Annotated in this window: 9 protein-coding genes; all 9 read left to right on the forward strand. The window is 69.8% G+C overall.

The window, feature by feature from the left end; all coding sequences use genetic code 11:
• The first annotated feature begins 403 nt into the window (after positions 1 to 403).
• From OG373_RS40155 to OG373_RS40195, 9 genes are read left to right on the forward strand one after another with little or no spacing between them, the layout of a single operon-like run.
• Complete coding sequence (locus OG373_RS40155; protein WP_405443859.1) at positions 404 to 1,375, forward strand: Ldh family oxidoreductase; 972 nt, start codon at positions 404 to 406, stop codon at positions 1,373 to 1,375.
• Between the two features lie 38 nt (positions 1,376 to 1,413).
• On the forward strand, positions 1,414 to 2,580 hold the full coding sequence (locus tag OG373_RS40160; RefSeq protein WP_405443860.1) for an LLM class flavin-dependent oxidoreductase: 1,167 nt from the start codon (positions 1,414 to 1,416) through the stop codon (positions 2,578 to 2,580).
• A gap of 52 nt (positions 2,581 to 2,632) precedes the next feature.
• Positions 2,633 to 3,250 carry a hypothetical protein gene (locus OG373_RS40165; protein ID WP_397739608.1) on the forward strand — a complete coding sequence of 206 codons (618 nt, stop codon included), beginning with the start codon at positions 2,633 to 2,635 and terminating at the stop codon, positions 3,248 to 3,250.
• Positions 3,251 to 3,292: 42 nt separating this feature from the next.
• Positions 3,293 to 4,207 (forward strand): ABC transporter ATP-binding protein, encoded by a 915-nt coding sequence (locus OG373_RS40170; RefSeq protein WP_405443861.1) that lies wholly within the window; start codon positions 3,293 to 3,295, stop codon positions 4,205 to 4,207.
• 40 nt (positions 4,208 to 4,247) lie between these two features.
• Positions 4,248 to 4,952 (forward strand): ABC transporter permease, encoded by a 705-nt coding sequence (locus OG373_RS40175; protein WP_405443863.1) that lies wholly within the window; start codon positions 4,248 to 4,250, stop codon positions 4,950 to 4,952.
• Between the two features lie 54 nt (positions 4,953 to 5,006).
• The gene (locus OG373_RS40180) at positions 5,007 to 5,708 is read left to right on the forward strand and encodes an acyl carrier protein (protein WP_405443865.1); all 702 of its coding nucleotides are present in this window, start codon (positions 5,007 to 5,009) and stop codon (positions 5,706 to 5,708) included.
• A gap of 5 nt (positions 5,709 to 5,713) precedes the next feature.
• Positions 5,714 to 6,520: an SDR family NAD(P)-dependent oxidoreductase gene (locus OG373_RS40185; protein WP_405443866.1), complete on the forward strand. Its 807-nt coding sequence runs from the start codon at positions 5,714 to 5,716 to the stop codon at positions 6,518 to 6,520.
• Positions 6,521 to 6,556: 36 nt separating this feature from the next.
• Entirely contained in the window at positions 6,557 to 10,726 is a 4,170-nt protein-coding gene (locus OG373_RS40190) for a beta-ketoacyl synthase N-terminal-like domain-containing protein (protein ID WP_405443867.1), read from the forward strand.
• Positions 10,723 to 13,215: an SDR family NAD(P)-dependent oxidoreductase gene (locus OG373_RS40195; RefSeq protein WP_405443868.1), complete on the forward strand. Its 2,493-nt coding sequence runs from the start codon at positions 10,723 to 10,725 to the stop codon at positions 13,213 to 13,215. Before OG373_RS40190 ends, OG373_RS40195 begins: the two co-directional genes overlap by 4 nt.
• Position 13,216 lies beyond the last annotated feature (1 nt).

The raw sequence follows: 13,216 nt of genomic DNA on the forward strand, positions 1-13,216 counted from the left end.
GCTCGCATCTGTGGAGGGCCGCCCCCCCGCTCCGTCGGAGTGCTGCGGCGGCAAAGGGACGACTACGGTTTCCGGCCACGATCTGGCGTCTTGCTCCGTCCGCCTGTGCTCGGCCGCTTTCGGAGGGGCTACGCTGCGCGTTCGCCGGCGTGACGTCCTACGGGGGCCCTTCACGATGCGTAGCCGACGCTCGTCCGTCGGCGCGGACAGGGGCTCAGGGGCCGCCGTGATCGTCTCCGTGGCCAATTCCTGATCGCACACTTGTGTTGTCTATTTGCGCATGTGACGCTCGTTGTCAGTGAGGGAGTTGGGAAGCGAGAGCGGCTGCAGAACCATTGCAGATGGGGGCGCTGAAGATTGCTCGTTCTTTCTGGACATTTCTATGAGGGTTGACCTCGAACACGTGCGCCGCCTGATGGCGGAGACTTGTCGCCACGCCGGAGTTCCGAAGGAATCCGTCGACCTCGTCGTCGACCATTTCCTCCTCGGTGAGACCCAGGGCAAACGATCGCACGGCGTGGCCAAATTCTGTTTCGAATCCCAGTTCTTCAGTGAGCGGCAGGGCGCGCCCAGCACGGTGCGCGAGCACGGTGCGCTCGCCGTCGTGGACGCCCGGCGCGAGATCGGGCCCGTCAGCGCGGACTACGCGGTGCGCGCCGCGGAGAGCCGGGCGCGACGTTGGGGCGTGGGCATCGTCGGCATGATCAACACCCAGCGCTACGGTGTCCTGTCACCCTGGTCGGAACACCTGGCCAGGGCAGGTTTCCTGGGGATAGTCATGAACACCTCCCGGGCCGACAGTACGGTGGCCGGAGCTCGCACGCCCTTTCTCGGGGTGAACCCGATCAGCTATGCCGTTCCGACCCGTGGTGAGCCACTGGTGGTGGACATGTCGACCACCCGGTCACCCATGGGCGTGCTGTGGGAAGCGCGGCGCGCCGGTACGACGCTTCCCCATGAGGCCTTTGTGGACCGGGACGGGGAATTCACCACCGACCCGCACGAGGCGGCTTCGGCGATGGTGTTCGGAGATCACAGGGGCTTTTCCCTCTCCCTGCTGATTCAGATCATGACGGGGTCCTTGTTCGGATTTCCGATGGGCGGGGACGTCGACTCGACCTGGACCACCGGGTACACCTTCATCGCCGTGGACCCGTCTTTCGGCGGAGTACTCGACGGGTTCCCGGACGCCAACGCGAAGCTGGTCCGATCGATGGAGGACGTGTCCACGCGCGACGGACTGTCCCTGCGGATTCCCGGACAGGAAAGCCGCGAACGCCGTCGTGCGGCCCTGTCGACGGGAGAGCTGAGTGTGGACGATTCCGTCTACCGGAGACTCGAGGCGCGCGCCGCGGGGGACTTCTCCTGCGACTGACCCCCTCCGGGATGCCTCCTCTACTTCTACGGAGTGCGATGTCGAAACGATCAACAGCAGCGTTCCATTGGTTCCTGCCCACAGCCAGTGACGGACGGTCTCTCACCGTCGGTACGCACGGTACGCACGGATCAGCCGCCGGCGCTGAGCACGCGCCCGAAGGCGGGGCCGACCGGTTCCGGGCACCGAGCATCTCCTACCTCGGCCAGATCGCCCGGGCCGCCGAGCAGCAGGGCTTCGACGGCATCCTGACCCCCACCGGTACGTGGTGCGAGGACGCCTGGCTGGTGACCGCGGCGCTGGCCCGGGAGACCACGCGGCTCAAGTTCCTGGTCGCCTTCCGGCCGGGCTTCATCTCCCCGACGCTCACCGCCCAGATGGCCTCCACCTTCCAACGGCTCTCCCACGGACGGCTCCTGCTGAACGTGGTGACGGGCGGAGAACGCGACGAGCAGGCCCGCTTCGGCGATCACCTCTCCAAGGAAGAGCGCTACGCACGGACGGCCGAGTTCCTCACGGTGTTGCGCGGTTCCTGGAGCGGAACCCCCTTCGACTTCAGCGGCGAGTACTACGACGTCCGCGGTGCCACGGTCGCCGCACCTCCGGACCCGCTACCCGCGGTGTACTTCGGAGGCTCGTCCGAGGCGGCCGGCCCCGTCGCCGCCCGTCATGTCGATACCTACCTCACCTGGGGCGAACCGCCGGCATTGGTCGCGGAGAAGATCGACCGGATGCGCAAGCTCGCGGCCGAAGAGGGGCGTACGCTGCGCTTCGGCATCCGCTTCCACGTGGTCACGCGCGACAGCGCGGCCGAGGCGTGGGCAGCAGCCGAGAGGCTGCTCGACCGCCTCGACCCGGCGCACGTCGCTCAGGTGCAGAACGTCCTCGGAGCGAGCGAGTCCACGGGCCAGGCCCGGATGCGTGCCCTGCACGAGGGCTTCCGCGGCAGCTGGGCCCGCAGGGACCTGGAGATCCATCCCAACCTCTGGGCCGGCGTCGGGCTCCTGCGCGGCGGTGCCGGAACCGCTCTGGTCGGCAGCCATGAGGAAGTGGCCGACCTCATCGAGGAGTACGCGGACCTGGGCCTCGAGGAGTTCATCCTTTCCGGGTTCCCCCATCTGGAGGAGGCCTATTGGGTCGGTGAGGGAGTGCTCCCGCTCCTGCGCCACCGAGGGATCGCGGCCCCCCTGGCCGTCGCAGGGTGACGGGAGGGCAGCAGCCATGCACCTGCGGCAACGACCTGTGGAATGAGGAGACATGTCCGGTGAACTCGCAATCCCCACGTTCTGCGAGACCGGCGCCGGTCTCCTGCTCTGCGTGGTGGACCTCATCCATCAGAGTGTCCCGAAGAGCGTCTGGGACATGGAGCGGCTCAAGAAGTCCTTCGGCAACCGAACGGTGCCGATGATCCTCGCCGATGGTGACGTCATGGCCTTCGGCCCGTGTCCGGACCGAACCCTGGTGGCCTCCGCGGTGCTCCGGCACCACGGCATCCGGCCCACCATCGTCTACCACGAGCGGAGGGTGCCGGGTTTCGGCCCGTCCACGGCGCACATCGCGATGGAAATCGACCTCGGCGGACGCACCTGGATGATGGACTTCGGCAGCCGGGAAACCCGCTTGATCGAGGGAGGGTACTACTACAACCCCGAGGTCGAGGAGACGCTCGCGCTCGAGCGGTTCGACCTGATGGCCATGGACTTCGATCTGATGGACATCACACCGAATAAGATCTTCGGACTCGTGGCCACCGAGAACATCGACATGGAGCGCAAGTTCGAGCACTACGCGAAGCAGGCACGGAAATTCAGCGCACACATCGTCGAGGACCGCCTGGCCCTCGACAAGAGTCACAGCGTCTACTACGAACTGTGATTCGTGATCGTTCGTGCCGTGCGCCGACGGAAAGAGAGCCAATTGACCGACCTTGCATATGAGATCGAACACCTCGTGAAGATCTACCCGCACCAGAGCGAACCCGCGACCGATGACGTCTCGCTCGACATCCGTGCCGGGGAAGTGTTCGGCATCCTGGGCGACAACGGAGCCGGAAAGACCACGCTGGTACGACAGATGGTGAACCTGCTGCGTTCGACATCGGGCGAGATCCGGTTGTTCGGCCGGCCCATCTCCCAGGACCCGCTGCACGTGAGCCGGTCCGTCGCCTTCATGCCGCAGAGCAGCGGGGCGCTCAACCGGCTGAAGGTGGGCGAGGCCATCTACTTCGCTGCTCACCTGCGCGGTATGACGCGCCGGGACGCCCGCCTGGAGCGTGACGCCATGGTCGAGACCTGGCAGCTGGGAGAGGTCCGGGACAAGTCGAGTTCCCGACTGTCCGGCGGTCAGCAACGCCTGCTGCAGCTCGCTCTGGCCATGGCCGGGCGACTGCCCGTCGCGGTGCTCGACGAGCCGACCAACGACCTCGATCCGGTCAACCGGAAGCACGTCTGGGAAGTGCTGAAGAAGGTCAACGCCGAATACGGCACGACCATCCTGTTCATCACCCATGACGCGATCGAGGCGGAGCGAATCGTCCATCGCGTCGGCATCATGCGACGCGGCCGGTTCCTCGTGACCGGTCAGCCGGCCCAGCTGAAGCGCGGGCTGCTTGACCACATGCGTCTCGAAGTATGGCTGGCTCCGGGTGCGCCACCCACCTTCCCGCCGGACATCCCCCAGCACTGGAAGTCGGACGACAACGTCGTGCTGTCCGTCCCGCGTGATCGCGCGCCGGCCCTGCTGTCCGAACTGCGCCTGCACGAATCCGTCGACTACCGGCTCTACTCGGCAACCCTGGAAGATTTGTACCTTCACTATGCGACTGCAGACTGAACGCCCGGGAATGGGAGCCCAGTTCGTTGACCTGTGGCTCATGCAACTGTCCAACTGGAGATGGTCCTGGCGCGCCATGGTCGTCACGGGAATCTTCGCCCCCATGATGAGCATCGCCGCCCTCGGGGCATTCGCTCACGGGCGCGGCCAGGAAGCTCTCACGTACGTACTCACCGGCAGCATCCTGCTGTCGCTGATGTTCGAGAACCAGAACAAGGTCGCGCAGAATTTCGCCTTCATGAAGGCGATGGGGACGCTGGATTTCCTGGGAACCCTTCCGGTGCGCCGCTACATGGTCATTCTGGCGACGGTTCTCGCCTTCTTCGTGCTCTCCGCACCGGCGCTCGTGGTCACTGTGCTGCTCGGGTCCACGCTGCTGGGTGTCGGTCTTTCCGTGAGCTGGCTCGTCCTCCTGGTCGTCCCCCTGTGCGTACTTCCCCTCGCCGGAATCGGGGCGGTCATCGGAGTGCTGGCACGCACCCAGGAGGAGTCCAGCTCGTTCACCCTGCTCGTCACCATGCTTCTGCTGTTCTTCGGGCCTGTGATCATCCCGGCGAGCCAGCTGCCCCAATGGCTGTTGACGATCAGTCATGTCAGTCCCACCACGTACGCGGCCTCGGCGCTGCGGCAGGTCCTGGTGGGCCCGGTCACCGGCCGCCTCTGGATCGACCTGCTCGTCCTCGCGGGACTGAGCGGCATCACCCTCTGGTTCGCGGGATCGCGGATGCAGTGGAAGGCCAACTAGAGGACCGGAGCCACCGGGCAAGCAGAGCGACCACCTACACGACAGGAGGGCACTGTGCCCGAAGTACGGATACACGACCGCGTCTCCGCATCCACGCAGCTCGCCTGGAAGGTCCTGTTCGGCGAGGAGCTGCTGCGCGCCGCCGATGAGGAGATGCTCAGCTCCCTGCAGGAGAACCCGGAGTCCTGGGGCCGGCTCCTCCTCGACGCCTGGACGACCTTCGCCGCCATCGGCGGCCCTGGTCGGCCGCGTGAGCAGGCCAACCAGGGCTCCGAGGAGGCCCCGGGCCGCGCCACCACCACCCCGCGCGCGGTCCCGGCCGCCGGGACCGGTTCCGGGGCGGACGCGGACGCCACAAAGGAAGCCGCGGTGGCACCGGTGGCGTCACCGGCGCCCGCCGCCCGCCCGGAGCCGGACCCCGGTGCGGTCCGGGCCCCGGCCGCAACGGTCGACTTCTTCGACCCCGACGAGGAGGAAGGTCCCGGCCCGGAGCGCAGGAAGGCCTCCGTCGAGGAAGTGAAGGCCCGGCTCGTCGAACTGGTCGCGGAGGTGAGCGGCTATCCCCCGGAGGTGTTCGAGGACCATCTGGACCTGGAGGTGGACCTCGGCATCGACTCCATCAAACAGGTGGAGACGCTGGGCAGGGTCCGCGAGGAATACGGCCTGCCCATGGACGAGGACTTCGTCATGCGGGACTACGCGACCATCGGGAAGATGGCCGACTACATCGTCGGCCGTCTGGCGACGGAGACCTGAGCGCGATGCGGGACGAGTTACCGGGGTTCACCGGGAAAGTCGTGCTCGTGGTCGGCAGCAGTCGGGGCCTGGGGCGGAGGATCGCCGAGCTCGTGGCCGGCCAAGGAGCCCAGGTCATCGTCAACTCCGCTTCGACCGCGGTGGACGGCAGGACCGTGGCCCGGTCCATCAGGAAGGCAGGCGGCCAGGCCCAGTACATCTGCGCCGACGTGTCCTGCGAGGACCAGGTGGCGGCCATGGCCGCGGTGATACGCGAGAAGGTCGGCCGTCTGGACATCGTGATCCATTGCGCGGCCGGAGGGTCCGAGGCGCGGGTCATGGACGCCACCCTGCCGATGTTCGAGCGGACCTTCAGCGTGAACTCGTACTCCCTCGTCACGCTGGCGCGGCACCTGTCCCCGCTGATGCCGCCCGGTTCGCGGTTCGTCTACATGAGCAGCATGGGGGCCATCCGTGCCTCGCACGGCTACGGCGTGGTCGGCGCGGCGAAGGCGGCGAGCGAGGCCCTGGTCCGGTCGCTCGCCCTTGAGCTGGCGCCCTTGGGCATCACGGTGAACGGGGTGCGCACCACTGCCTTCCCCAGCCTCTCCCTGCGCTACTTCTCGGGCTCTGACGACTGGCTGGCCATGTGCGACCGGGAGTCCCCGCTCGGGCCACCACCGGTGGAGAAGTTGGCAGAAACGATTCTGCTCCTCTGTTCCCAAGGCGCCCACTACATCACCGGCCAAGTCCTCAACGTGGACGGCGGCTGGCTGACCTCCGTACAGCGCACCGCCCCGGCCGGAGCCGGGCCCACTTCGTCCTCGGAGTGAACCGATATCCATCGCCCCAGTCTGGGAGTGGAGAGAATGCAATTCGAACCGATCGCGATCGTGGCTGCCGACTGCAGACTTCCCGGAGCCGCCCGCCTGGAGGACTTCTACACCAACAACCGTCGCGCGGTCTGCTCGATCAGGAAGGCCGAGGAGGCCTTCTGGGACGGGTGCGAGACCTACGACAAGAATGCCGGCGGGCACACGAACACCTCGTACACCGACCTCGGAGGGTTCCTGGACCCTTGGCAGCTGGATCCGGGCACCTTCCGCATCGCTCCCCGGGTGATCGAGCGGATGGATCCGGTCCACGCGCTGGGCATGGAACTGGCGCACCGGGTCATCGGCCGGGCCGAGCGGAGCAGCCCGCTGCCCAGGGACGCGACGGCCGTGATCGTCGCCAATGTGGCGGGCGGCTCCACGAGCCGGGTCAACGCCAACATGAAAGTGCAGACCGAGCGGTGGGCGGCCGCGGTGCGCCGCCGGGAGCCCGCCCTCGCGAACGTCCTCGACGAGGTCCAGGAGCGGGAACGCGAGCGGTACGCCGACAAGCGTGAGGACCTCGCCCTCAACGGGGAGTCCGGGACGATCGGCGGGCGCATCGCCAACTACTTCGATCTCCGCGGCGCCCACTACGGCATCGACGCGGCGTGCGGCAGTTCGCTGGCGGCGGTGCACTCGGCCTGTATGGGGCTGGACCAAGGGGAGTTCGATGCCGCGCTGGTGACGGCACTCGGCATCCTGACCCCGGACATCTTCGTCGTGAACAGCGCCGCCCGGACCCTGTCCGCGCAGGGAGCCTTCCCCTTCGGCGCCGCAGCCGGCGGCCTGGTGCCGGGCGAAGGCGGCGTGGGGATGCTGCTGACGCGGCTGTCGGACGCCCGGCGCGAGGGCCGGCCCGTGCTGGGTGTGATCCGAGGCATCGGGTACAGCACCAACGGCCGCACCACCTCGACCTGGGCCCCCAGCGCCGAGGCGGAGGAACGTGCCATCCGCGGAGCGTTCGACGGTATGCCCTTCGGCATGCAGGACGTCGACTATGTGGAGGCCCACGGCACATCGACCCAGGCCGGTGACGGAGCCGAACTCGCGGCGATGACCCGCACGTACGGCTCCGTACCGCGCCCGCGCCCGCTGCCCTTCGGCTCCGCCAAGAGCCTGATCGGCCATACCGTCGAGAGCGCGGGCCTGGTCGGGATGCTGCGGGGGCTGTTCGTGTTCGGTTCCGGCTGCCTGCCTCCGACGGTGAACGTGGACGGGCTGCGGCGGGAAGCCGCCGAGGCAGCCGATCGGCTCCGGCTCCAGCGCTCGGCGGAGCCGCTCGCCCGGGTGCCGGGCCGCCCGTGGCGGATCGGCGTGAGCGCCTTCGGGTACGGGGGCATCAACTACCACCTGCTCCTCGAACAGCCCGAGGGGCAGAGCGCCGGAGAGCCCCGGACCAGGCCCGCGCGTCGCCCCGCACGGGTGCCCGTCGCCATTACGGCGGTGGAGGCGGTCCAGCCCGACGCGGCGGACGCGGACGCCTTCTGGCAGAACCTCCGGGCAGGGCTGGCCAGCAGCAGGGACCTGCGGGCACGGGTGCCCGGCCTCCAACGGGACCTGGACGACGCGGGCCTGAAACGCCAGGCGGAATACCTCCGGAACGCGGCCCTCACCGACGTGCCGCAGACGGTGGACAACGCCCGCTTCCGGATCCTGCCCAAGCAGGTACCGGACCTGACCGACGAGTACCTCGTTCTGCTGTCGTGCGCCGCCAACCTCGCCACCGCCGTGGAGCACGCGACCGCGTCGATCGACCCCGCCCGTGCGGGCTGCATCATCGGTCAACTTCCCGACTCGGACCGTGAGTTCGAGCTCATGCAGTCCCTGCGCTTCATGCCGTGGCTGCGCCGGCTGCGCGGACTCGCCCGCGCGCGCGGGATCGAGGCACCGTGGCAGGTGCTGCGCGACGAGCTGTGGAACGACCCCGCCCTCGACCTGCACGCCGTGAACCAGGACACCTCGGTGGCCGGCTTCGGTTCGACCCTCGCGTCCTGCTTGGCCAGCTCCTTCGACCTCAGGGGAAAGAGCTACGCGGTGCGCGCCGCCTGCGCCACCGGGCTTGCCGCACTCTCGCTGGCCCTGCAGGAACTGCGCCAGCACACGCTGGACTTCGTCCTGTGCGGTGCCGTCGGCATGGGGGTTGGACTCGTGAACCACTCGGCACTCGCCTCGATCCGGGCCCTGAGCGGGACCGGCGCGGGCCGTCCGTACGACGACCAGGGCGACGGGTTCATCATGGGCGGCGGCGCGGGCCTGCTGTGCCTGAAGCGGCTGACGGATGCGGAACGCGACGGGGACCCGATCCTCGCCGTCGTACGCGAGGTGCGCGGCGGCAGCGACGGCAAGGGGCGCAGCCTGCTCGCCCCCAACGCCGCCGGACGCAGGCTCGCCATGGAGCGCACCTATCGCGGGGCGGATCTGGACCCCGCGGGCATCAGTTACGTGGAGGGTCACGGAGCTGCGACGGCCCTCGGGGACCGGTCCGAGGTGGAGGCCCTGTCCGGAGCCCTCGCGAACAAGGAGACCGTCTTCCTCGGAAGCGTGAAGGGCAACGTCGGCCACCAGAAGGCCGCCGCGGGCATGACCTCTGTGATCAAGACCGTTCTCTGCCTCCAGCGGGGAGAGCTCGTCCCCACCCCCGGCTTCGAGAATCCGCACCGAGCGCTGGAGCTGGAGAGCCGCCGTTTCCGGGTGCTGACCGAGACCATGCCCTGGCCGGCCCCGCACGGCGGGGCCCCGCGCCGAGCCGCTGTGAACGCCTTCGGCCTCGGGGGCGTCAATTACCACGCCGTGCTGGAGGAGTACGTTCCTCCCCGGTCCGGGCGGCGGCCCGTCGCGCGTGCCGCAGTGGCGGAGGCGGAACCGGCGCACACCGCGGTCTGGACGGCCCCCGGCTCCGCCGAGATGCTCAGCGCGCTGACCGCGTTCGCCGAGCACGGTGAGGCTCCGCCGGCCGCGGCTGCGGACCACGCACACCGGCTCGCGATCCATACGGGCACCGGCCCCGAAGCGGACCGGGTGCTGCGGCAGCGGGTCCGCCGGTACCTGGCCACCGGACCCGGGACTCTGGCCCCCGGGCAGTGGGACGCCATGGGGGTGTTCACCGGCCGCAGGGACGTGAGCCCCGGCCGGGTCTGCCGGCTCTATCCCGGCCAGGGCAGCCAGTACGCGGGAATGCTGCGGGAAGGCGCGCGGGCCGTGGACGGCGCGGGGGCCAGGCTGCGTGCAGCGGCCGACGCCCTCGCCGCGGAGCTGCCGGGACTGCTGGACGGGTTCTGGCACGCGGAACCCGGGGCGAGCGACGCGTGGCTGTCGCGGACCGAGAACTGCCAGGTCGCCACACTGGTGGTGAGCACCGTGCTCGGGGACTGGCTCACATCCCTCGGGGTGCCGTCCGACTCCCACCTGGGCCACAGCTTCGGCGAGATCTCCGCGCTGACGGCCGCCGGGGCCCTCTCCTTCGAGGACGCGCTCCGCACCGCCCACCGGCGGGGCGTCATCGCCGGCCGGGCCCGGGACGGCGGCCCCTCCCAGAGCATGGCCGTGCTCTTCACCTCAGCAGCACAAGGGGCACGGCTGATCGGGGAGGACGAGTCCGACGTAGTGATCGCCAACTGGAACAGCCGGCGGCAGATCGTGCTGGCCGGACGGGCGGCCGCGATCACCCGCGTCCTCGGACGCGCTGCCGCGGAGGGGATCGAGGGCCGTGCGCTGCCCATCGAGCGTGCCTTCCACTCGCCGCTGCTGGGGCAAGCCGTCCCGCGATACCGGGAGTTCCTGGACGAGATCCCCCTCACCGCGCCGTCGGCGCCGGTCTATGAGACACGCACCTCGCGCCCGTACCCGCAGGACGCCGAGCCCGACCGGATCCGGCAGAGCCTGGCCGACCAGTACGTGCTCCCCGTCTACTACGAAACCATGATCCGCGACGCCTACGACCGCGGGGCGCGCGTCTTCGTCGAGACCGGCCCCAAGCGAGCCCTGTCCTCGCTCGTCACCGAGAACCTCGGCGCGTCCGCAGAGGGCGTGCGGATCGTGCACCTGCTCCACCCCAAGGGCGGAGAGCTGACGCAACTGGAGCGTGCAGCAGCACAGTTGTGGGCCATCGGCCTGACCGACACCGATCCGGTCCGAGCCGTGACCACCAGGGAGGTCGCACCATGATCGGAATGATTCCCATCGCCACGCCGACGGACCCGCGTCGGATCCGCCAGGACTTGTCCGGCCGGCGGGTGCTCGTACTCTCGGACGGCGACGGCCTCGCCGCCGAGACGCTGGACCGGCTGGCCGCGGCGGGGGCCGAGACCGAGGCGGTGACCGTGCGGGAGACGGTACGCGTGAACGCCTCGGGCTACCGCGGCCTGCTCCTCGGCGCCGAGGAACTGGCACGACGCCTCGCCGCCGGACCGCTGCCGGACTGGGTGTTCTTCCTGCCCGGGTTCACCGGGCGGGCACGCCCGGAGCAGAGGTTCCGCCCGGAGGAAGGTCTCTACGCGCACGGGATGTCACGAACCCTGTTCCACACCTTGTCCGAGCTCGGGCGGCGCTGGGTGCAGCAGGGCTCCGGCGGGTTCGCCGTGGTCACCCGTGCGGACGGAAGGTTCGGACTCACCGGCGCCCGTTCCGGGGACGCGCTCGCAGGCCTGCTGCACGGCGCGGTGCGGGCCCTGCACGTGGAGATCCCGGTCGTCCGTACGGTCGTGCTCGACGTCGGCGCCTCGGTCACCGCCGGGACCGCCGCCGACCGGCTGCTGCAGCTCGCCTCGGACACCGCGCACGGCCATGTGGAGCTCGGGCTCACGGGATCGCGTTCGTACACCACCACGCTCGTCCCCGCCTACGAGCAGCCCGCGGACGTGCCCGGGGCGGACGGGTGCCTGCCACTGGAGCGCGGTGACACGGTGCTGGCCACCGGAGGCGGCCGCGGGGTGACGGCCAAGGTGGTGCGGATGATGGCCGAAGAGGTGCCGTGCCGCTACGTGCTGCTCGGAACCACCGACCTGGTCGACGTGAAGGCGGCCCTCGGGGTCGGCGACCGGGACCAGCTCCTGCACATGTCCCCGGAGGAACTCTCCCGGCACAAGCGGCGCCAGTTCGCGGCGATGCGCCGCGACGACCCGGCGCTGCTCCCGCCCGCCTTCGAACGGCACTGGGCGCGGATCGCCAATTCCCTGGAGGTCCTGCAGACCGTGACCCACCTGCGGGACCTGGGTGCCCGCGCCGAATACCGGTGCCTGGACGTCACGGACGGCCGCGCCACGCGCCGTTTCGCCGAGGAGGTGGTCAGAGCCGGCGGCCCGGTCCAGGCCCTGCTGCACGGCGCCGGGGTGGAGACGAGCAAGCCGCTGTGCGCGAAGACCCGGGAGTCGTGGGAACGGACCATCGCGGTCAAGACCGGTGGCCTGTACAACTTGAGCCCGGTGCTGGGGGACGAGACGCGTTTGATCATGCTCTTCGGTTCGGCTGCGGGGACGTACGGCAACCCGGGACAGATCGACTACGCCGGAGCCAGTGAGTTCCTGGGCACCGCGGCCCACCGGCTGGCGGCCGATTTTCCCGCCGCCCGGGTGCGGTCGGTGGCCTGGCCCGCCTGGGCGGAGGTGGGGATGGCGATGCGCCCGTCCTCCCGGGCCGCGCTGGAGCGCAGGGACATCCCGTTCATGAAGGTGTCCGAGGGCCTGGCCTGGGCCGGAGCGCTGCTGCGCAGTCCGGCCGGTATGCCGACCTGTCTCACCCTGGGCTACCGCGACATGCCCGAGGAGACCGGGCTGACCCGGACCACGGCCCCCTGGAGCTCCGCCGGGGCGGTCACGGGGCGGCTGGTGGACCTGTGCCACGAGACCGGCCCGGGCCGCTGGGAGGCCCGCTGGACCTATCAGCCGGAACTGGACGGCGCCCTGCGCGACCACCGTGTCGACGGGAATGTACGTGTCCCGCTGGCCTTCTTCGCCGAACTGGTGTGCCAGTCCGCGGCCGCGTGCCTGGACGACACCGGCGGTTTCACCCTGCGCGGGCTGCGGGTGCACCAGCCGCTCACCCTGGCGCCCGACCGGCCCAGGGAGCTGCGGACCACACTGGTCCGGCGCAAGGACGGCAGCCTGCGCGTGAGCGTCGAGAGCTCGCCGGTACGGCCCGACCACGGCTGGATCCCGGTGAACCTGCAACACGCAGGCGCCGAGGTGCAGCCACTGGCCGGACAGCTGCCCGCATCCCGCATCGAGACCGACCTCCCGCATGCGCAGGCGGTACCGGTGGCAGACCTCGCGGAGCAGTTCGCCACCCAGGGCATCCAATACGGGCCGGCCTTCCGCGAGATCGTCTCCTGCCGGCGGGGGAGCGACAGCCCACTGCACCTGGCGCGGTTGCGGGCCGGCGCGGGTCGGGCCGCGGACGTCCGCGGGCCGTCCTTCCTCGACGTCGGCCTCCTCGACCTTGCCCTCCAGACGCTGGTCTTCCACCCGGGGTCCCGCGAGGGAGGCCTGCCCACGGCCGTCGGGGAACTGGTGGTCCACGCCTCGCTCGGCGACGGCCCGACCGAAGGCTGGGCCGTCGTGGACGCCGGGAACGAACAGTTGAACGTGACACTGGCCGATCCTGCCGGCCGGGTCATGGCGGAGATCCGAAACCTCGAACTCACCGGGCGCGAGTCATAGG

Source organism: Streptomyces avidinii, assembly GCF_045161815.1.
GTDB classification, from domain to species: Bacteria; Actinomycetota; Actinomycetes; order Streptomycetales; family Streptomycetaceae; genus Streptomyces; species Streptomyces avidinii.

Excerpts from the sequence above, each read along its gene's own strand:
- OG373_RS40175 (WP_405443863.1), top strand. The coding sequence starts at position 4,248 with ATGCAACTGTCCAACTGGAGATGGTCCTGGCGCGCCATGGTCGTCACG.
- OG373_RS40165 (WP_397739608.1), top strand. The coding sequence starts at position 2,633 with ATGTCCGGTGAACTCGCAATCCCCACGTTCTGCGAGACCGGCGCCGGT.
- OG373_RS40195 (WP_405443868.1), top strand. The coding sequence starts at position 10,723 with ATGATCGGAATGATTCCCATCGCCACGCCGACGGACCCGCGTCGGATC.
- OG373_RS40185 (WP_405443866.1), top strand. The coding sequence starts at position 5,714 with ATGCGGGACGAGTTACCGGGGTTCACCGGGAAAGTCGTGCTCGTGGTC.
- OG373_RS40190 (WP_405443867.1), top strand. The coding sequence starts at position 6,557 with ATGCAATTCGAACCGATCGCGATCGTGGCTGCCGACTGCAGACTTCCC.
- OG373_RS40160 (WP_405443860.1), top strand. The coding sequence starts at position 1,414 with ATGTCGAAACGATCAACAGCAGCGTTCCATTGGTTCCTGCCCACAGCC.